Below are 25,789 nucleotides of genomic sequence, written 5' to 3'. Positions count from 1 at the left end.
TTAATTCACCCATTTCCATGTGAATACGCGGACGTCATCGTCCGAATCCCGGTTGATTGTAACGGCGAGGTACGAGTCAGATAGCCGCTCCATGAAGCCCCCGCCCCATTCGGCGACGACGACGGCGTCCTCTATTTCGGTGTCTAAGTCTAGACTGTCCAGCTCCCCCAACGGATCCTCTGAATGATCCAAGAGGCGGTAGGCATCCACGTGCACCAACGTCGGCCCGCCCACGCGCGAGGGGTGCTCGCGCGCAATGACGAAGGTCGGCGAGGTCACCCGCCCCTTCACCTGCATTCCGCGGGCAATACCCTGCGTGAAGGTGGTTTTCCCGGCGCCCAGGGGACCATCAAGAATTACCAGGTCCCCGGCCTCTAAAGCCGCGCCCAGCTCCTCGCCGAAGGCCTGAGCATCCTCCGGAGTGGCCGCCTCGCGGTGTCCTTCGTGTGGAAAATCACTGCGCATCGCTAGCTCCTTCGCGGTATGTGCGCTGGGTGCGCCCGGTAGGGCGGCACAGTACTTCGTAGTTGATGGTCCCGGCTGCCTCGGCCAGCTCGGTAGCGCTCATGCCGCCACGGCCAAAGATAACGGCTGTCTCCCCGGCGCGCACACCGTGGGGATTGGCCCCAAGGTCGACGACAATCTGGTCCATACAGACCCTGCCTACCTGCGGGTAGAGCTCGCCGCCGATCCCTACCTGCAGCGCCCCTTGAAAGGCTCGCGGTAGGCCATCGGCATAGCCCACGCTGACGGTGGCGAGTTGACGGTCGCTATCCGCAGTCCAGGTCAGGCCGTAGCAGGTGGACTCCCCCGCCGAAATCGGCTTCACCGCGACGACGGACGCTTCCCACGTCATGGCGGGCTTCAGCCCATGGTCGCGCCCGGCCACCGGTTCGAGCCCATACAGGACCAGCCCGACGCGCACCTGCTCGAAGCGCGCCGAGGGGCGGGTCAAGGCCGCGGGCGAGTTGGCAAGATGGTTCAGCGGGCACTCAAGCCCGACCTCACGGGCAAGCGCTAGGGCCTGGCGGAACTCCGATTCTTGATGATCATTGTGCGGGTGCTCCGGCTCGTCCGCACAAGCAAAGTGGGACATGAGGCCCAGGACGGTGATGTGGGGGGCGTCGGCAAGCAGGCGGAAGGTCTCCTCCCACGCGTGCTTGTCGACGCCCGAGCGGTGCATCCCCGTCTCCACCATCACGAAGACCTCGGTGGGCGCATCAGTGGCGGCGATGAGCGCCTGCGCGTGCGCCAAAGAAGGGATGCCGATCTGGATTCCGGCGGCTAGGGCCGGGGCGAGGTCCTCCGTCGGCTCCCACAGCCAGGCAGCGATGGGGAGGGTGTCAATGACCTTCCGCAGCGCCACGGCCTCGGCCAGCGTGGCCACCCCGAAGGCGTCCGCCCCCGCCTTCGCCATGACCGGGGCGCAACGCTCGATGCCGTGGCCATAGGCATCCGCCTTGACCACGCACATGAGGCGGGCCGGGGCCACCGCCTCCTTCACGCGAGCGACATTGTGGGCAATAGCGTTGAGGTCAACGGTGGTTTTCAACATGCCCACCATTGTGCCACTTAAGGGTGCGGCGCTATTCGACGGTCACCGACTTCGCAAGGTTACGCGGCTGGTCCACGTCGTAGCCCTTGGCGGTGGCTACACCGCAGGCGAAAATCTGCAGCGGCACGGTGGCAAGCAGAGGCTGCATGAGCGTCGGCGCCTGCGGGATACGGATGATGTGGTTGGCGTAGGCCTCGACGGCTTCGTCGCCCTCTTCCGCGATGACGATGGTGATGGCACCGCGGGCACGGATCTCCTGGATATTGGAGACGACCTTGGAATGCAGGGAATCCCGGCCGCGCGGGGAAGGCACGATGACGAAGACCGGCTGGCCCTCTTCGATGAGCGCGATGGGGCCGTGCTTGAGCTCGCCGGCGGCGAAGCCCTCAGCGTGCAGGTAGGCGATCTCCTTGAGCTTGAGCGCGCCCTCCAACGCGACGGGGAAGCCGACGTGGCGGCCCAGGAAGAGCACCGACTTGGTGTTCTCCATGGCGTTGGCCAAGTCGTAGACCTGCTGCTCGTTGTCGATGATTGCCTGGACTTTATCCGGCATATCACGCAGATCCTCGAGGACGGAGTTGACCTCATCGGAGAACATGTTGCCGCGCAGGCGTGCCAGGTAAAGGCCCAGCAGGTAGGTCGCGGTGATCTGCGCCAGGAAGGCCTTGGTGGAAGCCACGGCGATCTCCGGGCCGGCGTGGGTGTACAAGGCGGCGTCGGACTCGCGCGGGATGGAGGAACCCTGGGTGTTGCAGATGGCAATCACCTTGGCGCCCTGCTGGCGGGCGTGGCGCACGGCCATGAGGGTATCCATGGTCTCGCCCGACTGGGAAAGGGCCACAACCAAGGTCTTTTCGTTGACGATCGGATCGCGGTAGCGGAACTCGTGTGCCAGCTCCACCTCGCACGGGATGCGGCACCAGTGCTCGATGGCGTAGCGCGCGACGTGTCCTGCGTAGGCGGCGGTGCCGCAGGCGATGACGATGATCTTGTCGATGGACTTGAGCACCGACTCCTCGATGCGAATCTCATCGAGGACCAGGTTGCCGGTCTCATCGAGGCGGCCCAGCAGCGTATCGCGCACGGCGGCTGGCTGGTCGTGGATTTCCTTCTCCATGAAGGAGTTGAAGCCGCCCTTTTCGGCCGCGGCGGCGTCCCACTTGATTTCGAAGGGCTTGCCCTGGGCGGGGTTGCCGTCATAGTCGGTGATCTCGACATCATCCGCGGTGATGGTGACGACCTGATCGTTGTCCATCTCCACGGCGGACTTGGTGTAGTCGATGAAGCCGGAGACGTCCGAACCCAGGAAGTTCTCCCCGTCACCCAGGCCGATAACCAGCGGCGAATCGCGGCGCGCGGCCACGATGCGGTCTGCCTGCTCGGCGTGGATAGCCAAGAGGGTAAACGCGCCTTCCAGGCGCTTGCCGGTCAGCTGCATGGCCTTGGTGAGGTCCCCGCCGGCCTCGTTGTGGAACACATCCGCCAGGAGGGTGGCGGCAACTTCGGTGTCGGTCTCGGACACAAAGTTGTGGCCCTTGGCCTCCAGCTCGGTCTTGAGCTCGGCGAAGTTCTCGATGATGCCGTTGTGAACAACGGCGAGCTTGCCGCCATCCACTACGTGCGGGTGGGCGTTCAGATCGGTCGGGCCACCGTGGGTGGCCCAGCGGGTGTGCCCGATGCCCAGGACGGAATCCTGAAGCGGACGCGCGGCGATTTCGGCTTCCAGCGCGGCGACCTTTCCGGCCTTCTTGCGCCAGCCGATCTTGCCATCGGCGTACATTGCGACGCCTGCTGAGTCATAGCCGCGATACTCCAGTCGACGCAGGCCCTCCAGCACAACGTCTAGGGCAAAGTACTCACGGCCATCGGTGTTATGGCCAATGTATCCAACGATTCCACACATAGGTCGAAATTTTACAGCATGATTTAACATGCCGAATCGCAAGGATCCTACTTAATCTCCCGCACTGTTCACCGCTTTGCTTATTCTTTCCTCTATTCTGTAAAGCGTGTCTGCGAATTTGAAGAAGCATCTCGGTACGTTGTCTAAGCGCGGCCCGCACCGCGTCCTCGTCGGAGACCTGTCTTATGCAGGGCTTGAGGGCAAGGTGTACACCCCGGTTGAGGGCAAGGGCCTGCCCGCCGTGGCGTTTGCCCACGACTGGACGAAGAGCATCAAGGACTACCACGCCACCCTGCGCCACTTGGCCAGCTGGGGCATCGTAGTGGTTGCTCCGGATACGGAGACGGGCGTCTTTGCCAAGCACCGCGACTTGGCTGCCGACCTCGAATCGGCCTTGCAAATTGCCGCCGGCGTCAGGCTGGGCGCTGGCAAGATTTCGGTCTCCGCTTCCAAGCTGGGTGTCTTTGGCCACGGCATGGGCGGCGGCGTGGCTACCCTGGCTGCCGTGGATAACCCGAAGGTCCGCGCCGTCGCGGCCCTCTACCCCGCCGATACTTCCCCGTCCGCGGTTCAGGCCGCACACACAGTGAAGGCACGCGGCCTCGTTATTGGCGCGGGCCAAGATGATATCTTCCGCGCGGGAAACCCCGCGAAGCTGGCCAACGCCTGGGGCGGTCCGGTGGCTTACCGCGAAATTGCTAAGGGCACGCAGTCCGGCTTCAGCGAGGACAAGCTCTTCAAGTTGGCGCTTGGCTCCGGCTTCTTCCAAGGTTCCGCAGTCGAAACTGCCCGCGGCCTTGTCACTGGCTTCTTCCTGTCCACCCTCGCTGGCGAATCCAAGTACGACGACTTTGCGGCTGCCGACGCCTCCGCCAAGGGCGTCGAGAGCTTCGTCGGCGAAGACCTCACCAAGCGCGCTGGTTTCTAGCACGACAGGAGTGGTTTCGACGAGCTAGCACCGCAAGGCGCACATGTGCTCCGACTAAAGCAGGACGATCGTTTATTCGTCCTGCTTTAGTCGTTTTAACCGAGGAACCTCAATGAAAAGCCAAGCGATAAGTGCAATGCCCGGCAGAAGCAACTGAGCGGCTGTCCACAGTTTTATGTGGGCCATTTCTCTGTCGTATTTAATCTCAATGCCAAGCACAACAAAAGCCACCAAGAGGTACAGCATGGGAAGAACGCCCCACAAGACGTCATAAAGCCAAGGAACTGTCATGCGGTCTTCCTCCAAACCCTGGTTGATACGTACAGCGATTACTCACGCCACGGTAGCACCTGGGGCTGCTGGCGCACAGAGGAGTTTCCCGGTTTCCGTGTCACCCGCGCCTGAGCACCGATTGCACTTGACCGCGCGGGCGGCCCCGCCCCTGCCCCTGGCTTTGGCCGTGCCCTACACCCCTGGCGGCTGGGCTTCGCCTCTGTGGGTCCGGGTGCACTTGGGTTTGGGCCGCGCGCTGCGCAGATCTTTCCAGCTCATCCTGTGCCTTAGCCATGGCTTTCTCAAATTCCAGTAGCCGTGCGGCTGTGCGCTCGCGGAATCCGCGGGCGAACTCATCAAAATCATTGTGCGGCATTACCACTGCCCTGCCTTTCGTGCGTGTACAGACGATGTCTCGGAGCTTTCTTGCGGCGCTATGTCTGGTGCGGCCTCAGTTGCGGGAGCTGGCGCTGGCTCGGATGCGGGTGCTGGCGCAGGATCCGGTGCTGGCACCGGTGCTTCCGCTGCTTGCATGTGTGCAAGCTTCTCCGGCGGTGCTTCTGGCTCCGGGACATTGTTCAGCTCCGGCGGTGGCGGCGTAACACCATTGTCAGGAGCAGGTTCCGGCGCAGGCGGCGGACAGGGCTCTGGTTCTGGCTGGGGTTCGGGCTCTGGCTCAGGCACCGGCTCCGGTACAGGTTCTGGCTCCGGCAGGTTTTCGATGAAGTCCACAGCCGCCTCGGCCAAGAGGCCCAGCCCCAGGATGGCAACCCCTACGCCGAGGATTCCCAAGCTTCCGCAGCAGGATTCTTCAGGCTTGCACTCACCCGGCTCCGCAACTGGTGGCTGCTCTGGCGCCTCACAGTCTTCACCTTCTACCGGTTCCTCAGGGCACTCCTTCTCCTCAGCCACCGGCTCCACATCCTCCGGGCAGTCAATCACCTTCTGTTGCACGGGTTCGGTGGGACTCTCCACCCCTGCATCGGCTGGCTTCGTGGTTTCTATTTCACGTTGCTGCTCACTGCAACTGCAGGACTGCGCTTCTTTCTCCGCATGGCAGCCGCACGGTGTGTGCTGCGCTTCTGGCGCAGTGGATTCCGGCTTGGGCTGCGCTACGGGTTCAGTTGGTGTGCTTGGAGGCTGGCTCGGTTTCGCCGGCTGTGGCTTCTCTTCATCCGGTGGGCACTCTTTTTCCTGCGCCGCAGCGGGACGAGTCGGCGCCGGTTCCTCCGGTGGCGCTACCGGTTTTTCAACCCCCTGCTCAACCGGTTGCTGTGGCGGGGCAGGTGTGGAAGAAGCCGGTGCGGGAGAAGGCTGCGCTGGCGCAACAGGTTCAGTGGACTGGGCTGGCTTCGTCGGCGCACAAGGCTCAGGCGCAGGTTGCGCACACTGCTTCGGTTTGTCCTCGCAGCCACATTCGGGTTCCGGCGGGGTCTCCGGAAGCTCGCGCTCACACACCTCAGAACAACGCCTCTCAAACTCGCCATAGCAATTCTCGATGGCAGTATCGCGGTCCCGGCAGGTCTGCGTAATAGTGTCATTCGTCTGATCGATCAGGCCCCCACCAATGCGCGCTATCTCAGGGACGATGACCTTTCCCAGAGGATGCCGCTGCAATAGCATCGTCAGGATGTTGAGCAGTGGAATTACCGCGGAAATGAGCTCTGCCACCGCAGAATCGGAAACATCGACCACATCCTCGATGGCCTCGGAGCACTGCTGCGCGGATTCCACCAGGTCATCGGCTTCGTCTCTCTCCTTCTCAAAGTCATCCTGCACGCCGCGCAGGTGATCCATGAGCGCTCCCCCGGCCAGCGATAGGACCGTTCCTAAAAGGAAATCTCGCAAACCATTGCCGCCACGCCGCGGGCGCCGAGCGCCCATCGCCGATGCGGTACTGCTCACCAGGTCATCCGGTTTTATCCCATCGACCGAGCCCACCATGTCTCCCAACAAACCAATAGGTGTGCTGGGTCCGGAGTAGCCGCCTAAGCTAGCGGCCTGGAACTGGGACACCGCCTGTGAATAATCACCCAAAAGTGACTTGACCATCGTGGACATCAGTTCATCCCCACTTCCTGCTCACCAAGCTGGCTAGAAAGACCACGGTCGATCTCCCCGAAGGCACGCAGCTGTGCGCGTGCAGCATCCGCTGTGGCCGATATGTTGTCCAACCGCCACGCTCCGCGCTCATGCAGCTGGCTCAGCAACGCCTGAATCTGCGCCCCATGCCCGCCGAAGTCCCTGCCCGCGGATGACGCGGGAAAGTTCGGTCTGTCCCCACGATGCGCGTCACTTTGGGCGCGGGTTTGGTCCACGACGGCGTCGAGAAGCCGCGTGGCTTCGTCCTCATCAAAAAATACGTCGGGCATGAGCGCCCTCCTTCTCGTCCACAACAAACAGTGATTCCTGCCCTTATTGGACTGAGAAACCTCCCCTCCGGTTCCCCCATCACCCACAAAACACGAAACCCCAGGCCACATGGCCCGGGGTTTAGCGTGGGTGCGTAGAACTAGACTGCAGCAACAACCGCAGCGAGCTTGCCCGCCACCTTGCGCGCCTGCTCCTCTTCAGCAGCCTCCACCATGACGCGGAAGAGCTCCTCCGTGCCGGACGGGCGCAACAGAACGCGGCCTGTGTTTCCAAGCTCCGACTCGGCGGCAGCGATAGCTTCCTTGACCTCAGGAGCCTTAAGAATGACGGCTTTATCGGACACCGGAACGTTAATGAGCACCTGCGGCAATACCGTCATCACGGAGGCCAGCTCCTTGATGGACTTCCCGGACTTCGCCATGCGCGCCATGATGGACAGGCCAGTCAGAGTGCCATCACCAGTGGTGCAGTCATCCGGCAACACCACGTGGCCGGACTGCTCGCCGCCCAGGGAGTAATCGCCACGGTTGAGCTCCTCCAGCACGTAGCGGTCACCCACGGCGGTTTCCTTGACCTCGATGCCCTGCTCCTGCATGGCCAGCTTCAGGCCCAGGTTCGACATGACGGTAGCCACCAAGGTGTTGAAGCGGAGATCGTTGTCTTCCTTCATGCCCACGGCGAGGATCGCCATGATCTGGTCGCCGTCAACAACGTTGCCCTCGGCATCCACGGCCAAGCAACGGTCAGCGTCGCCGTCGTGAGCCAAGCCCAGATCGGCGCCGTGCTCGACGACGGCCTCCTGGGTCTTCTCGATGTGCGTCGAACCGCAGTCCTCGTTGATGTTGAAAGCATTGGGCTTGTTGTGAATGGCAATGACCTCAGCACCCGCAGCCTCGTAGGCCTGCGGTGCCACCTTGGAGGCAGCACCATTAGCGGTATCGACGACAACCTTGATGCCGCTCAGATCCGTGGTGACAACCTCGGCCAAGTGCTTGAGGTAGCGCTCGCGGCCATCGGGGGCCTCCGAAATGATGCGACCAATCTTGGTCGCAGTAGGTCCGTCTTCGGTGAGGCTTCCCATGGCAGCCTGGATGCGATCCTCCACCTCATCAGGCAGCTTCTTACCGCCCGCGGAGAAGAACTTGATGCCATTGTCCGGCATCGGGTTATGGGAGGCGGAGATCATCACGCCGAGATCTGCCCCAAAGTCATCGGTGAGGAACGCGATAGCCGGGGTAGGCAGCACGCCGACGCGTACGACGTCGACGCCACGCGATGCTAAGCCCGATGCGATCGCCGCATCCAGCATCTCACCCGACACGCGCGGATCGCGCCCGATAATCGCGAGCGGTCGACGCTCATAGGACTCGCGGTCCGAGGTCAATACCTCCGCCGCCGCCTGTCCCAAGCGCAAGGCCAGGATCGGAGTGAGCTTCTTGTTCGCTAAGCCGCGAACTCCATCGGTTCCAAAAAGTCGAGTCATAGTTGTTCATTATGCCTGCTACCCCATAGCTTCCGCAGATCGGGCCACCAACGATGTCTGTCTATGACTCGCGGCTTCACGTTGTGCAGGCCCTACGCATAGCGAAAGCCGCCGCCTCCATACAAGGGAAGCAGCGGCTTTCGAAAATGCAATGCGCGAAGATTAACGCTTGGAGTACTGCGGGGCACGACGTGCCTTGTGCAGACCAGCCTTCTTGCGCTCCACGGCACGAGCGTCACGGGTGAGCAGGCCGGCCTTCTTGAGGGCCGGGCGGTCAGCCGGGTTGTAGACGTTCAGTGCGCGGGCGATAGCCAGACGCAGAGCGCCGGCCTGGCCGGTCGGGCCACCACCGTTGACGGTGACCTTAATGTCGAACTGGCCATCGCGCTCAAGGATGGTCAGCGGCTGCAGGATGTCCTGCTGGTGCAGCTTGTTCGGGAAGTACTCGTCGAAGGCACGGCCGTTGACGGAGATGTTTCCGGAACCAGCAACGAGGCGAACACGAGCGATGGCGCGCTTACGGCGGCCAACGGTCTGGATCGGGCCCTCGTGGATAGCCGGGGCAGCGGTCTCAACCTCAGCCTCGGTATCGGTTGCCAGGGAATCACCGATGGTGTTGGTGAACTCCTCGGTAGCGGCGGTTGCTGCAGCGATGTCGGCAGCGTCGGCTACATTGTTGTCGATGTTCTGCTCGGTCATTACTGTGCCACCTGCTTAAACTCAAAGGTTTCCGGCTTCTGGCCGGCGTACGGGTGCTCCTCGCCCACGAAAACGTGCAGCTTCTTGATGGAGGCGTTGGAAAGCTTGTTGTGCGGCATCATGCCCTTCACAGCTTCCTCGATAACGCGGACCGGGTTAGCGTCCAGGGACTGACCAAGGGTCATGGACTTCAGGCCGCCCGGGTAACCGGAGTGGCGGTAGCGCATCTCGCGCTCGCGCTTGTTGGAAGAAATGTGGATCTTGTCCGCATTCAGGATGATGATGTGGTCGCCGCAATCAACGTTCGGTGCGTACTGGGGCTTGTGCTTGCCGCGCAGCATGTCAGCCACGGTGGAAGCGAGCTTGCCCAGAACCACGTCGGTAGCGTCGATGACGTACCACTTGCGGGTGATGTCACCGCTCTTCGGGTGGAAAGTAGACAAAATGACTCCTTGAAAGTCTGTCTCGGAACTGCCGGCCATCGCTATGTAAGCCTTGACGCGGTACATACAGCGGCCGGTGGAGACCTGCAGCCCGCGCGCACCCACTAACGACGGGGTGCGGACACATAGGTGTTTCACTTTAGTACGCAGCAGTTTGAAAACCCAAAACGCCGATATCGCTGATCGCCACAAATCTTCGGCCGAGAACAAGGGAATGCAATAACGTCATCTTACTTAGCCATTTCATGAACGTTACCTCATCCAGGATCACAAAACTACCCCCTTTACCCAGCGGAGCAGGCATTAGCGGGAATGAACCCAACGCTTGGCGCCCCAACACCTCTGACATTTTGAAGGCACACTACGAATTATTACCAACACTAGATGACGGTCCCGAGCTTCAAAATAGTAGCGTCAGTATTTCGCCCTGCACTGTTAATGGGTCTGCTTAAAAGGCCTCTTGCGCCTTGGAATTCCCCGACATCAGCGCTCTACCAAGCACGGCAGTTCAACCAAACGGAGGCTCCACTACGCAGCTAAACATAGATTAGCTCCGAAAGCTCATCACACCACTTTATCGGGTTATTCTCGTCCGACCTATGAGCCTTCTCAAAAAGCTCGTACAGATCCGGATAGACACTCTCACTTTCCACTAAGTGCTTTACCTGTTCGATATCGATGGGAATAATCTTTAAGGGCGCATAATTACCCTCTTTGCTCCAGTAACCAGATTGCTTCCTCGACCTAAAATCATTGGCGACATTGACGTCAATCTCAGGCGCGACAAACACACAATAATCACTTTGATTTCCAGTCTCGAGAACGTGGTTCCCCAAATGACGGGACACAGGCTCCATCTCCATCCGCCGAGCATTCGTACCGTCAGCTAAGGTTGCTTCAATGAGCAAATCATGCTTGGGGTAGTTATAGGTTTTAGCAAACTCGAATATAATGTCGGCCCCACCACCTTGAGCATGGGTTCGCGGCATAAGGTCCGCTTCAAACGACAGTTTCATAAAGCGTAGAACATCTCCCTGACGGCCCGAGAACTCATACCAAATAAGTGCTAAGACATACTCAAAAATCGTGGAAGGAGTCGCATCCTCGGTTACAAGTTCCTTTATTCGTTCATCATCGCGATCAATAAAGCAGTCCAACAGTTCTATAAAGACATTTCTGGTGAATCGGTTATCAAGCAAGTCATGCAACCGGTCATAGCGTTCATCTTGGACAATCCCCTTGACCTCGTGAAGGGCTTCCAGCTTCGTTCCAAACTGAGACGATAGGGCGTCTAGCAAACTCGATTCCGAAATATCAAAAATGGACGAGATATCAGCCAGCTCTACCGCGCTAGTGAGCTTCTCGGTCGGAGTAAACATGATATCAAGGATTCTGTCGCCAACAATAGAGAAAAAGGCAGCAGGAATTGAGTCTAAGGTCACCGTCTGCTCACGAAACAAGATGGTGTCGGTGAGCTTAAAATACCGGCGATTCAGGTCAAAATAGTCCGACAATGTCGCATGAGCTTTATGCAGATGGAGATATTTAAAAAACAATTTCTTTAACTGCACCTCATCCGCGATTGCAGTGAATGGGTTCGTGGATTCAAAAGCCGCAGCGCCGACCTTGCGGATTTTTAAGGGATGACAATTTCCAAATATAAGCTGCTTCCAGTACTTGGCGGTTTTAAGTTTCTTCATCCGCTCATACAGCTCTAAAACACTGCTAAGAGACTGGACCCGGTCGACAAAGACTTTCTTCAACGACTTATAAAAGGGGTAATAGGAAGAGTCATACCGTCGGCTTTTACGGTTCATCCCGATTGCTATGATCAATTCCTCATCAACTTCGCGGCCCATCCACAATGTGAAAGCGTCCTGGTAGTTCGTCTTAGCCATCAAAGTCGAGACAATGATGTCATCAAAGGTCGTCTCCCCTTTTCGCAGATCATTGAGATTGGATTTCACGATGCGCAAAGATTCTTCATCAACGACCAGTGGCAACAAGTACGTGAACTCGTCGAAAGATAGATACCCAAATTCAACCAAGAAATGAGCAAGAACGAGATAGGGCTTGACATGCACACCGTCCCGGATACAAAGGGACGTTTTCAGAAGTTGTTTGAGATAGATAAAACTATCGGATGGAATCATGAAATAATTGTCAACACCGAAAGAACCTTCTTCGACACAGCTGAGGAGCTCCTGACCAGCTGGCGTGAGTACGCGATTGTCGTCGGTGAATCCTAGTGTAGGTAACCCAGATGTCTTCTGACGAGCATCTTTATCAGGCCTAGGCGCTTCCCCTACAAGTGCATCATGTTCCTGCAGGTAGTAATAAAAGCGCCTTTGCAAGTCGCTGTTGCCCACCCACTTCCAGCCCTCGCCGTTGTCAGCGAGCATCCGCGAAAAATTGCGAAGATGCATTAACTGCTCTTCGATGCGTAAGTTCATTTGAGCAACTCGAAAACTTGTAGTGCCCAACACCCAGCAATAGCTCTGGAAGCTTACATTATCGTTGTTCAAAGCGCCCCTTGTCAGTAGTTCGTTATCAGAACTTCAAGTGTAGACGATGAACGGTTAGCCCTTTGGTAATTCGAATTTTTATAGCTCATCGAAAGGTTATGTACATTGAAAGCTAGCTTACCCACCCACTCACTGAGTATTCGATTTACGGCACCTTTGGCTTCAATAACGTTGGAGAGTGCAAATCTACGGCCCGAATCATGCACCTTTTCCAGAAAGGAAAGCAAATCGTACTCGTGAGATTCAGACCAACCGCCGTTTTCGTTGTACGTGGCCTGAGTAATTAAGTATGGAGGGTCGCAATAAAACACCGTGTCTAATGGGGTTTGTGCGATGTCAAAGTCTCTAAAGTCACCGATTTGGAAACAGGCGTCCATTGTCGCTATGCGCTTATGAAAGTTTAATAGTTTCGTACGCATCCTCGAATTAAAGTCACGCTTACCAACCGGAAGATTGAATTCTCCTTTTTTATTGAACCTCAATTGGTTATTAAACCCGTATAGCACCAAGACATACAGAAGCAGGGGATCACGGTCGACAATATTCCTCTTATTATAGGATTCCCGAAGCCGCAAAAATGGCACACGATTTACCCCAGCTAAACCCAACGAACTATCAACGCCGTAATAGTTGTAGGAGTTCCGAAAAGTATCACTGAACCCGTATTTTCGTCTAATCTCATCGACCGCAGAAATAGTCTCAACGGGGTCATTATCAGCCAGAAATTGGATCAGTTCAACTAACGGCCGGTTTATATCGTTAAAAATTACCCTGTCAGCATTTACATTTGCACCGACAGTACACCCTCCAGCAAAAAGATCAACAAAAAGACTAGTTGTGGGTAATAACGGTCGTAACTGTGGTACAAGCTTCCCCTTCCCGCCTATATAATTTATAGGGCTAAGGACCACACCACCAGCAGGTTTCGAGGAAGGCTTCACGGTACACACAAAGAGTCTCTCGGCATTTCCCGAGATTTCAGACTTGCCCGCACTAAATGCTTTATAAGGCTGCTCAAAGATTTGGACATCACCTTTCTCGGAAAGAATTTCGATGATGTCCTCGTCGGTAATCTTTGCGTTAGATCGACCGTTTCCTTTCGCCGCCATATTATTGTATGAAAGCACAATATATTTCACATCGGCTTTAGCGACCAGATCCCTAAATGCCTCAGCTGCACGAACGGTGTTGTAAGCACTTTTTAGCGCTGTTCGGTCCATCTTACGGGCAACGCCGTGCACTTCTGGTTTTTCCCAACGCGCGATATTCTCCAGCAAGTGGTAGGCATCAGAGTACTGACGTGAGTTATATGGCGGGTCACAATACAACAGATCCGCGGAAACCTTCTCAATTAGCTCATTAGCGTCGGAGTTGTAACCCATATTTTTTGTCGAGAGACCTACAGAAGGCAAAAGAACTGGGAACACGAGGGGTTTATCAAAGGTAGCCCCCTTACGGTAAGCGTCATAATGCCCAACCGTGTTGGCGATACGATCCATCCCGTACAGAATCGAAGTAAGTAAGATCGCGAACTCGCGTTTATTAATGAGCTGTTGCAATCGGGCCTGCTCTATCAGCTCTCGCGCTACCCCAATCTTTGAGCAGTCATCAGCACTGAAGTAGGTATCAGCAAAACACCGCCGCACATAATTATCCTCATTGGTTTCAATCGCATTGAGATGTTCGATAGCCTCAACAATTACGTTTGGACGATACGAATCAGGCGAAAACCAGCAACAATTTGTGACATAGTTCGAATAAAGAATATCATTCGTAATGAGGTTCTTGTCCTTGAACGCGTCGGCTACAGCTCCCGTACCGGAAAAAATATCTATCATCGACATGACCCCCGGACAATGCACGTCGACAGTCTCCCGAATGTAGCTAGATAGCCCATGCTTATTACCCAAATAACGGCGATTATTTATTCGAGAGACTCGAACGCCTTTATCGACAAGCTTTTGTTCCATTTCTCTCAATGCGCGTTCGCCAAGCTCATCAGCGTTCGAAAACTCGCCGTGCTTCAGAGTTTCAAAGAACTTCATTTCGGCAGAATGCTTGAGTGCCGTCGAGGTGGTCGTCATAGTTAGTACTGCTCCATATCGCGTGACATATAGCATCATAGATGCCAAGCATCACGATAATCAACACGCGTTCTGTTTGCGCTAAGAGCGTCCGTTGCCCGTACTCCACGTGGTCATCGGCCCGCTGCAAAAAGACTTACTACATGTTGAAGTACTATTTAGGTCTTCGCACGGCACTCCAACTCTCGGCTAAAGAGCCTAACTAGTACTCCTTGCTGACACCAAAGAGCCTGGTTGGTTGGGATACGAGTCAGCCAAGCCCGCGCGGCTCAAAGCAGAGCCTTCCGGCAGCAGCCGCAGGATCTCCCACGGCACCCGCTCCGGTTCCCCCACACCCAGTGCTTTAAGCTCTGCCGCGCTAGCCAGCTCGTGGCGCCTGCCGGTGGCGGAAACCACGTGGTAGCCGTGCCCGCTGTCCACGCCCACGCCGGCCTGGAGGCCGGCGAAACGCTGCGCGGCCGAGTCCCCCGGCAAGTCCACCGTGGCCGCCACCGGCCGCATAGTTCCGGCACCTTGCTTGTGAGTTGCGCACAACCAGCCTTGCTCAGGGGACAGGAAGTCCACACGGGTGGTGGGGAGGTTGAAGGACGGTGGGACGTCGCCCAGCGCGGCCACCTCCTGCGCCTGCGCAGGCAAACGCTGTGCGCCCAGGCCGACCAGCATCTCCGCCTGTGTGGGGGTGATGGAGAAAACACCCTGCTCCGTGCGCGCCCAGAGCTGCTCACCAGTATCCAGAATCTCCGGCGGGGCGGCCGGGAAGCTCAGCGGTTCCAGTTCGGCAAAGGCGTTGAGTAGCTCCGCGGGCATGGTCCACACGGCGGTCTCCGCGGTCATCCCCAACGCGCGCCGCAGAACCCGGCCTTGTGTACTCGTAGCCTCGGGCAGCACGACGCGCCCCTGGCCGGTGAGCAGCCACTGCGTGCCATCGGATTCCACTACGGCGGCGTGCTCTTCATCGAATCCGGCAACAGCGCGGTGCGCCACCACGGTCACGGTGCCAACGCGGCTGCTGGATTGCCAGTTCGCGCCCTGTGTTGATTCTTCCAAGCAGGCCGACCAACCAGGTTCCTGCCCAGTTACGTCTGCAAGAAGGTTGGGGGCGTCTGCAATCCCCAGCGGGGTGCCCAGGCTCATCTGTTCCAAAAAGCTGTCCCCTGCCACATGCGGTTCGACCGGCTCGTTGGCGATGAGTCTGGCCGAAGCCAAGTTAGCCACGGGATGATACGTGCCGTTGACCAGCGCTAAGAGCTGCCCTTCGGAGGAACGCACGACGGGCGCATCGCCGGGTTGCGGGTCCGGCTGCATCCAGGCGATGAGCCCCGAGCCAAGACTCAAGAAGACCACCGCGGCTACCCCGCCCAGCAGGGCGCGCTGGCGCCTTTTCAATGGATCATGAATCATGCGGATATCCCCGAACACGAGTCCGTGCTCGAGGCGGCGCAGTAGAAACTTGTGGCCCGACACCTGGGCCTTGGTAGTTGGCAACGCGCGTGCCATGAGAATCCTCCCCCCGAATCGCAGCGCCACCCTCCCACGGCGCAGTGGGTTCTAGATTAACCCAACTCGGTGTCCTCCGCAGCGCGACGACCACGGGTCATCTCCGCCCGCGCGGCTAACTGGTCCGCATCGGGGTAGTCGACGCCCACAAGGCTCAAACCTTGGGCGTCGGCAAGCGGAATCTCGGAGGACCGCCTTTCTTCCCGCAGCATCCGGGCGGCGAAGTCAACTCCGCGCGAGCCCTCCCCCACCCGCAAGCAGCAGCCCACCAACGAGCGCACCATGGACCAGCAAAAGGCGTCAGCGGTCACGTGTGCCTCGTAGAGCTGCGGCTCCGCGGGCGTCGACACGTCCTTCCACTCAAAGGCAAGGAGCTCGCGAATGGTCGTGGCGTGCGGCTTCGCCTTGCAAAAAGCCACGAAGTCATTAAGCCCCACCAGCTGATCGGCCGCGGCCTGCATCAACTCCAGGTCCACCGGCTTGAACCACGTCGCGGTATCGCGCGCGCGAGTCGGAAGAGCACCGCGCGGATGCGTGGTGATGCGGTAAACGTAGCGGCGGCGTAAGGCGGAAAAGCGCGCGTCGAAATCTGCGGGGACTTCGGTGCAGGCGTGGACGCGGACGTCGGCAGGCAGCAACTTGGCCAAGCGCTTCACCAGCTTGGTGGGATCGCCGTCAATGCTGCGCTGTCCCAGCGCCGCCCGTGTGGTATCTAAGTGCGCCACCTGACCGCTGGCATGCACTCCGGCATCGGTGCGCCCAGCCACGGTGAGCTCTACCGGGTGGCGCAACACCATACTCAGCTTCTCCTCCACGGTCTGCTGAACAGTGCGCAGGCCGCCCTTTTGCTTGGCCCACCCGTGGAAGTCGGTACCGTCATAGGCCAAGTCCAGTCGCAGGCGAACGCTTTCCCTCATGGGGGTTGATGATACCGTGCGCTAGAAGTGCCGCGCAGACTGCGTCCGTGGTCGGTTTTAACAAATAAGGGTCCAAAAACTGCAGTTTTCAAGCCACTATTTGTTCAAACGGTACTTCATCGAGTGCGGCTCCCCTCCCTGTGCGTCGCGGACACGCAGAAAACGACAAGGGCCCGCGCCCCACCATCGTGGTGAGCGCGGGCCCTTCGAAGACCTAAAGAAGAATTACTTCTCCTCGGTGGTCTCCTCGACCTCTGCCTCGGTAGCCTCAGCCTCTTCGGCCTTAGCTTCCTCGGCCTGCTTGGAAGCAGCAGCGCGGGTAGCGCGGTTAGCCTCGGAGGTCACGGTCTCCTCGAGAACGAGGGAGATCTGGGACATCGGGGCGTTGTCGCCGGAGCGGTTGTCCAGCTTGATGATGCGGGTGTAGCCACCCTCACGGTTCTCGAACTTCGGTGCCAGCTCGTCGAAGAGGTAGGCAACGACATCCTTCTGCGGGATGAGCTTGAGAACTGCGCGACGGTCAGCAACGGTGCCGGCCTTCGCCTTGGTGATGATCTTCTCGGCGTAAGGACGAAGCAGCTTCGCCTTAGCGTCGGTGGTCTTGATTGCGCCGTGCTCGAACAGGCTCGCTGCCAGGTTGCTCAGCAGGTGCTTCTGCTGGCTGGCGGAGCCGCCGAGACGCGGACCCTTCTTGGGGGTAGGCATTGTGTACTCCTCGTGTGCGGATTAAGTGAGCGCGCGACGGGGCGCACAAGTCGCGCCGTCACGATTCAGTGGAATTCTTTACTCGGAATCGTCGGAAGCCGGGTCTTTGAAGTCGCCGGTTTCTGCGTCGTAGCCTTCGAGCTGGGTCGGGTCGAAGTCCTCAGGGGTGTCCTTGAGAGCCAGGCCCAGGTTAGCCAGCTTGATCTTTACCTCATTGATCGACTTCTGACCGAAGTTACGGATATCCAGCAGGTCCGATTCGGTGCACTCTGCGAGCTCACCAACGGTGTGGATTTCCTGGCGCTTCAGGCAGTTGTAGGAGCGGACGGAGAAATTCAGATCCTCGATCGGCATGCTGTAGGCGGCGATGTACTCCGTCTCCTGCGGGGACGGGCCAATCTCAATGCCCTCTGCAGCGGTGTTCAGCTCGCGGGCCAGGCCGAAGAGCTCGACCAGGGTGCCACCGGCGGAAGCCAGGGCGTCGCGTGCGGAAATCGAGTTCTTGGTCTCGACGTCAATGATCAGCTTGTCAAAGTCGGTGCGCTGCTCAACACGAGTAGCTTCGACCTTGTAGGAGACCTTCAGCACCGGGGAGTAGATCTGGTCGACCGGAATGCGGCCGATTTCCCCGGAGGTGGAGGCAGCCGGGACGTAGCCACGGCCGCGCTCGACGACGAGTTCCATCTCCAGCTTGGCGGAATCATTCAGCGATGCGATGTGCAGATCCGAGTTGTGGATCTCCACGCCAGCCGGCGGCTGGATATCGCCTGCAGTTACCTCACCCGGGCCTTCCTTGCTCAGGTACATAACCACCGGCTCGTCAGAGTCGGAGGACAGAACCAGACCCTTGATGTTCAGGATGATTTCGGAAACGTCTTCCTTCACGCCGTTGATGGTGGTGAACTCGTGGAGCACACCATCAATCTTGATGGAGGTTACTGCCGCGCCCGGGATGGACGAGAGCAGCGTGCGACGAAGCGAGTTACCGAGGGTGTAACCAAAACCCGGCTCGAGCGGTTCGATGACGAACTTGGAGCGAGACGAGTCAATGAATTCCTCGGTGAGCTGAGGACGCTGGGAAATAAGCATGGAGTTTCTCCTTGTCGGCGCCCGCTATATGACGCCGGTAGAAGGGGTAAAGATGAAAATGTCGAAGGATTACTTCGAGTAAAGCTCGACGATGAGCTGCTCCTGCAGCGGAACGTCGATCTGAGCGCGCTCGGGCAGCTGGTGCACGAGGATGCGCAGGGTGTCCGGAACGACCTGCAGCCACGCCGGAACGTTGGCGTCTACCAGGCGGTCCTGAGCCTCTTCGAACCATTCCATCTTCTGGGAACGCTCACGAACATCGATGATGTCGTACTGCGTAACGCGGAAGGACGGAACGTTGATCTTCTTGCCGTTCACGGTGAAGTGACCGTGGGAGACAAGCTGGCGAGCCTGGCGGCGGGTGTTGGCCAGACCAGCGCGGTAGATCACGTTGTCGAGACGGGACTCGAGCAGAACGACGAGGTTGTCACCGGTCTTGCCCGGGAGACGGTTAGCCTCGGCGTAGTAGCGGCGGAACTGACGCTCCAGCACACCGTAGGTGTACTTTGCCTTCTGCTTCTCCTGGAGCTGCAGCAGGTACTCAGATTCCTTGATGCGGTTGCGGCCAGCCTGTCCCGGTGGGTACGGGCGGCGCTCAAATGCCATGTCGCCGCCGACCAGGTCGACGCGCAGACGGCGGGATACGCGGGTAGCGGGGCCAGTATAACGAGCCATTTTCTTACCTCTTCCTTTCCCTTAAACCTTGCGGCGCTTGGTCGGACGGCAGCCGTTGTGCGGCTGTGGGGTGGCATCCGTGATCGAGGAAACCTCGAGGCCTGCAGCCTGCAGGGAACGGATGGCGGTCTCGCGGCCGGAGCCCGGACCCTTGACGAAAACGTCAACCTTCTTCATACCGTGGTCCATGGCCTTGCGGGCCGCGTTCTCAGCAGCCATCTGCGCTGCGAACGGGGTGGACTTACGGGAACCCTTGAAGCCAACGTGGCCGGAGGATGCCCAGGAGATGACAGCACCGTGCGGGTCCGTGATGGACACGATGGTGTTGTTGAAGGTGGACTTGATGTATGCGTGGCCAGCGGCCACGTTCTTCTTTACGACGCGACGACCACCACGGCGCGCGCCGGAACGAGTCTTAGGTGGCATGTGTTACTTCTTCTTTCCTGCGATCGTCTTCTTAGGACCCTTGCGCGTACGAGCGTTGGTCTTGGTGCGCTGACCACGAACGGGCAGGCCACGGCGGTGGCGGATGCCCTGGTAGCAACCGATTTCAATCTTGCGACGGATGTCAGCCTGAACCTGGCGGCGGAGGTCACCCTCGACCTTCCAGGTAGCTTCGATGACGTCACGCAGCGCCGACAGCTGATCGTCGTCGAGGTTGTCGGTGCGCAGGTCAGGAGAAATGCCGGTCTTTTCCAGCAGCTCCTTGGCACGGGCAGGCCCGATGCCGTAGATGTAGGTGAGAGCAACCTCCATGCGCTTGTTGCGCGGGAGGTCAACACCAGCTAGACGTGCCATATGGCTAGTCCTTTCGGGTTGTTACGATGGTTTTCTCCTCATCCGTCCCCCGCCACGCATACGCTTCGCCCCGGGCCGTGCCGGGGAACTGTGGGCATGCTTAGCAGCGTGGGCTCAGGCCATCGCAGCCTGAGGTAGAAAGGAACGCATCAAGTGCGTCCCGTGGGTGAGGAGGCTTACTGTCTTTACTTGTAGCGGTAGACGATGCGTCCGCGGGTTAGGTCATAAGGAGACAGCTCCACGACAACGCGATCCTCCGGGAGGATGCGGATGTAGTGCTGACGCATCTTGCCCGAAATGTGGGCAAGTACCTTATGCCCGTTGTCGAGCTCGACGCGGAACATTGCGTTGGGCAGGGGTTCGACGATGCGACCCTCAACCTCGATTGCGCCTTCCTTAGCCATAACCTCTACTTTTCTGGTGGGGTTCTTCGCGCCGCGCTTGACGACGCCCCCACCTGCATGTTTGGTGTCTACTGCCTGGTGTCCTCCACAACCACTTTGGCTGCGTACAGACACCAGCTCTAAAGCATACGCTGCGGATACGCGTTTTCCAAATATAAAACCTCCCATCGCCCAAAGGCGCGGGAGGTATGCGAGAGAGTCGGCTACTAGCCGCTGCGGTTCTAGTAGATGAAGACCTTGGAACCCATCGGCACATCATTCCAGTAGCGCACAGCATCCTGGTGGGTCAGGCGTACGCAGCCATTGGACTGGTATGCCGGGGAGCCCTCATGGAAAGCATGGCCGTTATTGGTGAAGTACATGGCGTAGGGCATCGGAGCGTTGCCAAACTCCCAAGAAATCTCGTCTTTGATCTTGCGGTTGATGTAGAACGTACCGGCCGGGGTCTCCTGGCCCGGCATACCGGTGGACATGCCCTGAGCAACGTAGGTCACGTTGCCGTTGCCATCCTGCAGCCACGAGCGGCGGCCATCACGATCCACGCAGATACGGGCATCCGCGGGGCACGGGCCAACATCGAAGCGCTGAGCCTGGCGCTCAGCCTCGGCCTTGCGGGCAGCCTCCTCAGCGGCAGCCTTCTCGCGTGCAACCTGCTCAGCGTGAGCGCGCTCTGCAGCTTCGCGAGCCGCACGAATCTCGGCGTTCTTCTGCTCAATGAGGCCCGGGAAGACCAGTTCAATGGCACCGTCGATGACGGGACGCAGGGCATCAGCGGCCTGCGGGTTAACGTTCTGCAGCGTCTCCAGCATCTGGTTGCGGCTGTTCCACGCGTTCTCACGGGTCTGGCCGGCGAACTCATCAATCTGGGATTGGACGTCGGAGGACAGGGAATCAATCGAAGGGACCGTCTGCGCGTTTGCGGCGGGGGCAACCGAGAGAGTGGCGGCTACCAGGCCGATTGCGGTGGCACGGCGTAGGGAACGAGCGCTAACAAAGGAGCGAATCTTAGACATGTGGAGAAGTATAAACCTTCCTCCACGGTTTTCCTACCTGAATGTTGCGTTTTAGTAACGCTGCGTCAGAATTCGAGGACCATTCTCCGTTGCCGCCACGGTGTGCTCCCAGTGGGCAGCCAGCGATCCGTCGAGGGTGACAACGGTCCAGTCGTCGTCAAGCACGGCGTTGTCCTCAGTGCCCAGCGCCAGCATAGGTTCAATGGCCAGGACGGAGCCCTCCTGGATGATAGGGCCGCGCCCTGCCTTGCCTTCATTGGCCAGGTAGGGGTCTTCGTGCATTTCGTGGCCGATACCGTGGCCGCCGTAGCCGTCAACAATAAACAGGTCAACGCCAAACTTATCCTCGGCGCGGTAGGTGGCCTGCTCGAGGGCGGCGGAGACGTCGGTAAGCCGGTTGCCGGGGACCATGGCCTTAAGCCCTTCGTGGAGGACCCATTCGGTGGCGTTGCTCAGCGCCTGCGCCTCAGAGCTGAGCTTGCCGACGCCAAACGTCCACGCGCTATCCCCCACCCAGCCGTCGAGCGTGGCGCCACAGTCGATGGAGACAAGGTCCCCTTCAGCGAGGACAATCTCCTTGCTGGGTATGCCATGGACAATGACGTCGTTGACTGACGCACAGATGGACCCCGGAAAACCGCCGTAGCCCTTGAAGGTGGGCACGGCACCGGCATCCCGAATGGTCTGCTCGGCTACGTGGTCGAGCTCGAGCGTGCTCACGCCAACTGCAGAGGCGGCACGCACCGCCTGCAGGGCGCGGCCGACGATTTCGCCAGCCGCCTGCATGGCATCAAGCTCGCCCGGAGTGCGGGCCGGGATGGTTTTAGTGCGTCGGCGAAAAGCCATGACAAAAAGACGGGCTACTTGCCCATCGCCTTCAGAGTGCGCTCGTTGATCTCCTCAACGGAGCCCTCGGCCTTGATGGAGATGATGGCATCGCCATAGTGCTCGATGAGCGGGAAGGTCTCTTCGCGGTAGACGCCCAGGCGGGTGCGGATGGTCTCCTCGGTGTCGTCCGCGCGGCCGCGGGCGAGCATGCGCTCGACCACGACGTCCTCGGATACCTCAAAGTTCAGCACGCCGTCGAGCTTCAGGCCCTTGTCGGAGAGGAGCTTCTCAAGAATATCAGCCTGCTCCACGGTGCGGGGGAAGCCGTCGAGAAGGAAGCCGTCCTTGGCGTCATCCTGGTTGAGGCGGTCCTCCACCATGCGGGCGGTGACATCAGTCGGCACCAGCTTGCCGGCGTCGATGTAGGACTTAGCCTCGACGCCGAGCGGGGTGCCCTCACCAATGTTGGCGCGGAAGAGGTCACCGGTGGAGATGTGCGGAACGCCGAGCTTTTCGCTGAGGAGGGCGGCTTGGGTGCCCTTGCCGGCACCGGGAGGGCCAAGGAGTACGTAACGCATTACTTAAGCAGTCCTTCGTAGTTGGATTGTAGGAGCTGGGACTCGATTTGCTTGACCGTGGTCAGGGCCACCGAGACCATAATGAGGATGGCGGTACCGCCGAAGGCGGAAGTGCCGCTGGCACCTGCGCGGCCCACGCCGAGGTCCAGAAGGATATTCGGCAGAACAGCGATGAGCGCCAGGTAGATCGAACCGACGAACAGAAGGCGGTTCATGACGAATCCCAGGTATTCGGCGGTCGGCCGACCCGGGCGGATACCCGGGATAAATCCACCATACTTCTTCATGTTCTCCGCCTGTTCAGCAGGGTCATACTGAACCGAGACATAGAAGTAGGAGAAGAAGATGGTGAGGACGAAGTAAAGGACGATGTACTGCCAGGAGCTCGGTGCCTGCAGGTGCGCAATCACGTTGCGCTGCCACCAGTTATCGGACACGCCCGGGGAGCCGGAGTTGACGATCTGGGTGATAAGCACCGGCATGTAGATCAGCGAGGAAGCGAAGATAACCGGGATAACGCCGGCCTGGTTAACCTTGAGCGGCAGGTAGGTCGACGAACCACCGTACTGGCGACGGCCAACCATACGCTTTGCGTACTGCACCGGAATGCGGCGCTGCCCCTGCTCGATGAAGGTGATGCCCACGACGAGGACGATGAGGCCGGCGACCACCATGGCGAAGACGAGGCCACCGTTGTTCTGCATGATGCTGACGCCATCGGTGGGAAGGCGGGTAGCAATACCGGCGAAAATCATCAGCGACATACCGTTACCAATGCCCTTCTCCGTAATCAGCTCACCCATCCACATCACGAGGATGGCGCCGGAGGTCATGGTGATAACGAGCACGACGAGGGTGAAGAAGTTACGGTCCTCCGCCAGGACGCGTACGCCTTGCCCCAAGAGTTGCTCGCGGTCCGCCAGGGCCACAATGCCCGAAGACTGCAGAAGCGCCAGCGCCAGGGTGAGGTAGCGCGTGTACTGCGTCATCTTGGCCTGACCGGACTGCCCCTCCTTCTTCAACTGCTCGAAGTGAGGAATCACCACGGTGAGCAGCTGCACGATAATCGACGCCGTAATGTACGGCATGATGCCGATGGCGAAGATCGACAGCTGCAGCAGCGCGCCACCGGAGAACAGGTTGATCACCGAGTAGAGGTTGCCGGATTCCTCCGTGAGGTCACGAAGGCGGCCGGCGATGGTGGCGTAATCAACGCCCGGCGACGGGATCTGCGCGCCAACGCGGTAGAGGATAATCAACACGAGCGTGAAGATGATCTTCTTACGCAGGTCGGCATCTTTAAAAGCCTGCAAAATGGCGGACACTACTTAATCCTCCTGGCCTACCGCGCTTGTTGTGCGGTTCGAATTCGCCGCGCACGGGGGTGGATCTCATCTGTTCCCAAAAGCTAAGAGCCCTCTTAAGGCATCTCATAGGAACGGTTGAACACTTTTGACCCCATTACCCTACCAGCCTTGGCCACTTTCGCCACATTAGCCCCGCACATGGCCGCCCGGAGGTCCCCTTTTTGGTTTCTCCCTTAGCGCTATCCCCGGATTGGGCCTACCATTGCCTGTGTTGTCTGAAGGCAATGTCCTTACAAGATTTCTACGTCTTTTCGACCTCCCCCGCGACGCCCGGGGCGTCTCGGAGTATAGCCGTTCTTTTTCTGCCAGCCAATGAACCGAAAGAAGTATGTAGTTTTATGAGTAAGCGATTCTCTCCAATGACCGTGGCCGAGATTATCGATGCATTCGTCCCCAGCCCCAACCCCTTCCGCTGGGAGGCTTTCGATGGTTCCGCCACCGGCCCAGCCGATGCGCAGTTTACCGTCAAGATCAACAACCTCCAGGGCTTGGCCTATATCGCTACTCACCCAGGGGATGTAGGGTTTGCCCGCGCTTATGTCACCGACGGCATCACTGTCGAGGGCGAGCACCCGGCGCACCCCTACGGCATCTTCGATGCGCTGCACGCCATGTATGACAAGTTCACCCGCCCGGACGCGAAGACCTTGGCCAGGGTGGCACGCTCCCTGGCTTCGATGGGAGCTTTCCAGATCCAGCCGGTCCCGGAAGTAGAACGCGCCTCGTGGCTGCGCCGCAAGCTGCACGAGGGATTGTCCAAGCACTCCAAGGAGCGCGACGCGGACGTCATCTCCGATCACTACGACGTGGGCAATGACTTCTACGAGCTTTTTCTCGGTGACTCGATGACGTATACCTGCGCCTACTACCCCTCCCCCGACGTCACGCTGGATGAGGCCCAGGAAAACAAGTATCGCCTCATCTTCGACAAGTTGCGGCTCAAGGAGGGTGACCGCCACCTGGACGTCGGCTGCGGCTGGGGCGGCATGGTGCGCTACGCCGCCAAGCGCGGTGTGAAGTCCCTCGGCGTAACCCTCTCCAAGGAGCAGGCTGAGTGGGGCCAGGCCAAGATCAAGGAGGAGGGTCTCGAGGACCTCGCGGAAATCCGCTTCATGGACTATCGCGATGTCACCGAGGAAGGCTTCGACGCTATCTCCGCCATCGGGCTACTCGAGCACATTGGCGTCAAGAACTACCCGGACTTCTTTAGCTTCCTCAACGGCAAGCTCAAGCCGGGTGGATTGATGCTCAACCACTGCATCACCTACCCGGATAATCACAAGACTCCGAAGGGCGGCTTCATTGACCGCTATATCTTCCCCGACGGTGAGCTCTCCGGCTCCGGCACCATCACGAAGTGCATGCAGGATGCCGGCTTCGAAGTTGTCCACACGGAATCCCTGCGCTTCGACTACATGCGCACTCTGCACGATTGGTGCGAGAACCTCAAGGAGACGTGGGAGGAGGCCTGCTCTCTGGTGGGCCTGCCCACCGCGCGCCTGTGGGCCATCTATATGGCCGGCTCCGAGTGGGGCTTCGAGCACAACATCATCAACCTGTACCACTTCTTGGGAGTCAAGCTGGGTGAGGCCGGTTCTCGTTCCGGCGTGCCCGAGCGCCGCTGGTGGGAAGATTCGCGCTTCTAAAGAATT

At 59.0% G+C, this 25,789-nt stretch carries 25 protein-coding genes; 2 read left to right on the top strand and 23 right to left on the bottom strand.

Features of this window, described 5'->3' with window-relative positions; all coding sequences use genetic code 11:
• Genes tsaE through glmS form a run of 3 tightly spaced genes read right to left on the bottom strand, consistent with a single transcriptional unit; the run spans nucleotide 1 to nucleotide 3,458 of the window.
• Nucleotides 1–465 (bottom strand): tRNA (adenosine(37)-N6)-threonylcarbamoyltransferase complex ATPase subunit type 1 TsaE, encoded by a 465-nt coding sequence (gene tsaE / locus HMPREF2912_RS09660; protein ID WP_070530761.1) that lies wholly within the window; start codon nucleotides 463–465, stop codon nucleotides 1–3.
• A complete protein-coding gene (gene alr / locus HMPREF2912_RS09655; protein ID WP_070597338.1) occupies nucleotides 455–1,561 on the bottom strand; it encodes an alanine racemase in 1,107 nt (368 codons plus the stop codon). Before alr ends, tsaE begins: the two co-directional genes overlap by 11 nt.
• Before the next feature lie 25 nt (nucleotides 1,562–1,586).
• Entirely contained in the window at nucleotides 1,587–3,458 is a 1,872-nt protein-coding gene (glmS, locus tag HMPREF2912_RS09650) for a glutamine--fructose-6-phosphate transaminase (isomerizing) (RefSeq protein ID WP_070597132.1), read from the bottom strand.
• Nucleotides 3,459–3,564: 106 nt separating this feature from the next.
• Between glmS and HMPREF2912_RS09645 the strand changes: the two genes are divergently transcribed.
• Nucleotides 3,565–4,386 (top strand): dienelactone hydrolase family protein, encoded by an 822-nt coding sequence (locus tag HMPREF2912_RS09645; RefSeq protein ID WP_070597131.1) that lies wholly within the window; start codon nucleotides 3,565–3,567, stop codon nucleotides 4,384–4,386.
• Between the two features lie 72 nt (nucleotides 4,387–4,458).
• Here HMPREF2912_RS09645 and HMPREF2912_RS09640 read toward each other — a convergent pair whose 3' ends face one another.
• The 20 genes from HMPREF2912_RS09640 to secY form a co-directional block, all read right to left on the bottom strand.
• A complete protein-coding gene (locus HMPREF2912_RS09640) occupies nucleotides 4,459–4,677 on the bottom strand; it encodes a hypothetical protein (RefSeq protein ID WP_070521584.1) in 219 nt (72 codons plus the stop codon).
• A gap of 357 nt (nucleotides 4,678–5,034) precedes the next feature.
• Nucleotides 5,035–6,720: a zinc metalloprotease gene (locus tag HMPREF2912_RS09630; protein WP_070565021.1), complete on the bottom strand. Its 1,686-nt coding sequence runs from the start codon at nucleotides 6,718–6,720 to the stop codon at nucleotides 5,035–5,037.
• Nucleotides 6,720–7,031, bottom strand: a complete 312-nt coding sequence (locus HMPREF2912_RS09625; protein ID WP_070521594.1) for a hypothetical protein — start codon at nucleotides 7,029–7,031, stop codon at nucleotides 6,720–6,722. The genes HMPREF2912_RS09630 and HMPREF2912_RS09625 overlap by 1 nt, the downstream gene beginning before the upstream one ends.
• A 140-nt stretch (nucleotides 7,032–7,171) precedes the next feature.
• Nucleotides 7,172–8,515, bottom strand: coding sequence for a phosphoglucosamine mutase (gene glmM / locus HMPREF2912_RS09620; RefSeq protein ID WP_070530775.1), 1,344 nt, complete (start codon nucleotides 8,513–8,515; stop codon nucleotides 7,172–7,174).
• Between the two features lie 162 nt (nucleotides 8,516–8,677).
• Nucleotides 8,678–9,214, bottom strand: coding sequence for a 30S ribosomal protein S9 (gene rpsI, locus HMPREF2912_RS09615; protein WP_070521636.1), 537 nt, complete (start codon nucleotides 9,212–9,214; stop codon nucleotides 8,678–8,680).
• Nucleotides 9,214–9,657, bottom strand: coding sequence for a 50S ribosomal protein L13 (gene rplM / locus HMPREF2912_RS09610; protein WP_010189505.1), 444 nt, complete (start codon nucleotides 9,655–9,657; stop codon nucleotides 9,214–9,216). The genes rpsI and rplM overlap by 1 nt, the downstream gene beginning before the upstream one ends.
• Nucleotides 9,658–10,193: 536 nt before the next feature.
• Nucleotides 10,194–12,182, bottom strand: a complete 1,989-nt coding sequence (locus HMPREF2912_RS09605; RefSeq protein WP_168166651.1) for an AlwI family type II restriction endonuclease — start codon at nucleotides 12,180–12,182, stop codon at nucleotides 10,194–10,196.
• Between the two features lie 11 nt (nucleotides 12,183–12,193).
• A complete protein-coding gene (locus HMPREF2912_RS09600; RefSeq protein WP_210396390.1) occupies nucleotides 12,194–14,266 on the bottom strand; it encodes a Dam family site-specific DNA-(adenine-N6)-methyltransferase in 2,073 nt (690 codons plus the stop codon).
• Between the two features lie 198 nt (nucleotides 14,267–14,464).
• Nucleotides 14,465–15,763, bottom strand: a complete 1,299-nt coding sequence (eccB, locus tag HMPREF2912_RS09595; RefSeq protein ID WP_070683950.1) for a type VII secretion protein EccB — start codon at nucleotides 15,761–15,763, stop codon at nucleotides 14,465–14,467.
• 56 nt (nucleotides 15,764–15,819) lie between these two features.
• Nucleotides 15,820–16,680: a tRNA pseudouridine(38-40) synthase TruA gene (gene truA / locus HMPREF2912_RS09590; RefSeq protein ID WP_070683948.1), complete on the bottom strand. Its 861-nt coding sequence runs from the start codon at nucleotides 16,678–16,680 to the stop codon at nucleotides 15,820–15,822.
• A 225-nt stretch (nucleotides 16,681–16,905) separates the two neighbouring features.
• Nucleotides 16,906–17,385 (bottom strand): 50S ribosomal protein L17, encoded by a 480-nt coding sequence (gene rplQ / locus HMPREF2912_RS09585; RefSeq protein WP_070683946.1) that lies wholly within the window; start codon nucleotides 17,383–17,385, stop codon nucleotides 16,906–16,908.
• Nucleotides 17,386–17,463: 78 nt separating this feature from the next.
• Nucleotides 17,464–18,474 (bottom strand): DNA-directed RNA polymerase subunit alpha, encoded by a 1,011-nt coding sequence (locus HMPREF2912_RS09580; protein WP_070521667.1) that lies wholly within the window; start codon nucleotides 18,472–18,474, stop codon nucleotides 17,464–17,466.
• Nucleotides 18,475–18,543: 69 nt separating this feature from the next.
• Entirely contained in the window at nucleotides 18,544–19,149 is a 606-nt protein-coding gene (gene rpsD, locus HMPREF2912_RS09575) for a 30S ribosomal protein S4 (protein ID WP_010189536.1), read from the bottom strand.
• Nucleotides 19,150–19,170: 21 nt separating this feature from the next.
• A complete protein-coding gene (rpsK, locus tag HMPREF2912_RS09570; RefSeq protein WP_010189540.1) occupies nucleotides 19,171–19,575 on the bottom strand; it encodes a 30S ribosomal protein S11 in 405 nt (134 codons plus the stop codon).
• 3 nt (nucleotides 19,576–19,578) lie between these two features.
• Complete coding sequence (rpsM, locus tag HMPREF2912_RS09565) at nucleotides 19,579–19,947, bottom strand: 30S ribosomal protein S13 (RefSeq protein ID WP_010189542.1); 369 nt, start codon at nucleotides 19,945–19,947, stop codon at nucleotides 19,579–19,581.
• A gap of 185 nt (nucleotides 19,948–20,132) precedes the next feature.
• Nucleotides 20,133–20,351, bottom strand: a complete 219-nt coding sequence (infA, locus tag HMPREF2912_RS09560; RefSeq protein ID WP_003854422.1) for a translation initiation factor IF-1 — start codon at nucleotides 20,349–20,351, stop codon at nucleotides 20,133–20,135.
• Between the two features lie 221 nt (nucleotides 20,352–20,572).
• Entirely contained in the window at nucleotides 20,573–21,364 is a 792-nt protein-coding gene (locus HMPREF2912_RS09555; protein ID WP_070683944.1) for a L,D-transpeptidase, read from the bottom strand.
• Nucleotides 21,365–21,415: 51 nt separating this feature from the next.
• Nucleotides 21,416–22,210 carry a type I methionyl aminopeptidase gene (gene map / locus HMPREF2912_RS09550; RefSeq protein WP_070521673.1) on the bottom strand — a complete coding sequence of 265 codons (795 nt, stop codon included), beginning with the start codon at nucleotides 22,208–22,210 and terminating at the stop codon, nucleotides 21,416–21,418.
• 14 nt (nucleotides 22,211–22,224) lie between these two features.
• Nucleotides 22,225–22,770 (bottom strand): adenylate kinase, encoded by a 546-nt coding sequence (locus tag HMPREF2912_RS09545; protein WP_070521676.1) that lies wholly within the window; start codon nucleotides 22,768–22,770, stop codon nucleotides 22,225–22,227.
• Complete coding sequence (secY, locus tag HMPREF2912_RS09540) at nucleotides 22,770–24,095, bottom strand: preprotein translocase subunit SecY (protein ID WP_070521679.1); 1,326 nt, start codon at nucleotides 24,093–24,095, stop codon at nucleotides 22,770–22,772. Before secY ends, HMPREF2912_RS09545 begins: the two co-directional genes overlap by 1 nt.
• 380 nt (nucleotides 24,096–24,475) lie before the next feature.
• Between secY and HMPREF2912_RS09535 the strand changes: the two genes are divergently transcribed.
• Nucleotides 24,476–25,783, top strand: a complete 1,308-nt coding sequence (locus HMPREF2912_RS09535; protein ID WP_070683941.1) for a class I SAM-dependent methyltransferase — start codon at nucleotides 24,476–24,478, stop codon at nucleotides 25,781–25,783.
• Nucleotides 25,784–25,789 lie beyond the last annotated feature (6 nt).

This window comes from Corynebacterium sp. HMSC056E09, assembly GCF_001813425.1.
Lineage (GTDB): Bacteria > Actinomycetota > Actinomycetes > Mycobacteriales > Mycobacteriaceae > Corynebacterium > Corynebacterium hesseae.
Note: the sequence above shows the minus strand (reverse complement) of the source record. Positions and strands in the feature narration are given on the sequence as shown.

Bases quoted from the DNA above. Each gene is read 5' to 3' on its own strand.
- tsaE (WP_070530761.1), bottom strand. From the start codon at position 465: ATGCGCAGTGATTTTCCACACGAAGGACACCGCGAGGCGGCCACTCCG.
- glmS (WP_070597132.1), bottom strand. From the start codon at position 3,458: ATGTGTGGAATCGTTGGATACATTGGCCATAACACCGATGGCCGTGAG.
- HMPREF2912_RS09640 (WP_070521584.1), bottom strand. From the start codon at position 4,677: ATGACAGTTCCTTGGCTTTATGACGTCTTGTGGGGCGTTCTTCCCATG.
- HMPREF2912_RS09630 (WP_070565021.1), bottom strand. From the start codon at position 6,720: ATGTCCACGATGGTCAAGTCACTTTTGGGTGATTATTCACAGGCGGTG.
- HMPREF2912_RS09625 (WP_070521594.1), bottom strand. From the start codon at position 7,031: ATGCCCGACGTATTTTTTGATGAGGACGAAGCCACGCGGCTTCTCGAC.
- glmM (WP_070530775.1), bottom strand. From the start codon at position 8,515: ATGACTCGACTTTTTGGAACCGATGGAGTTCGCGGCTTAGCGAACAAG.
- rpsI (WP_070521636.1), bottom strand. From the start codon at position 9,214: ATGACCGAGCAGAACATCGACAACAATGTAGCCGACGCTGCCGACATC.
- HMPREF2912_RS09600 (WP_210396390.1), bottom strand. From the start codon at position 14,266: ATGACGACCACCTCGACGGCACTCAAGCATTCTGCCGAAATGAAGTTC.
- eccB (WP_070683950.1), bottom strand. From the start codon at position 15,763: ATGGCACGCGCGTTGCCAACTACCAAGGCCCAGGTGTCGGGCCACAAG.
- truA (WP_070683948.1), bottom strand. From the start codon at position 16,680: ATGAGGGAAAGCGTTCGCCTGCGACTGGACTTGGCCTATGACGGTACC.
- rplQ (WP_070683946.1), bottom strand. From the start codon at position 17,385: ATGCCTACCCCCAAGAAGGGTCCGCGTCTCGGCGGCTCCGCCAGCCAG.
- HMPREF2912_RS09580 (WP_070521667.1), bottom strand. From the start codon at position 18,474: ATGCTTATTTCCCAGCGTCCTCAGCTCACCGAGGAATTCATTGACTCG.
- rpsD (WP_010189536.1), bottom strand. From the start codon at position 19,149: ATGGCTCGTTATACTGGCCCCGCTACCCGCGTATCCCGCCGTCTGCGC.
- rpsK (WP_010189540.1), bottom strand. From the start codon at position 19,575: ATGCCACCTAAGACTCGTTCCGGCGCGCGCCGTGGTGGTCGTCGCGTC.
- rpsM (WP_010189542.1), bottom strand. From the start codon at position 19,947: ATGGCACGTCTAGCTGGTGTTGACCTCCCGCGCAACAAGCGCATGGAG.
- infA (WP_003854422.1), bottom strand. From the start codon at position 20,351: ATGGCTAAGGAAGGCGCAATCGAGGTTGAGGGTCGCATCGTCGAACCC.
- HMPREF2912_RS09555 (WP_070683944.1), bottom strand. From the start codon at position 21,364: ATGTCTAAGATTCGCTCCTTTGTTAGCGCTCGTTCCCTACGCCGTGCC.
- map (WP_070521673.1), bottom strand. From the start codon at position 22,210: ATGGCTTTTCGCCGACGCACTAAAACCATCCCGGCCCGCACTCCGGGC.
- HMPREF2912_RS09545 (WP_070521676.1), bottom strand. From the start codon at position 22,770: ATGCGTTACGTACTCCTTGGCCCTCCCGGTGCCGGCAAGGGCACCCAA.
- HMPREF2912_RS09535 (WP_070683941.1), top strand. From the start codon at position 24,476: ATGAGTAAGCGATTCTCTCCAATGACCGTGGCCGAGATTATCGATGCA.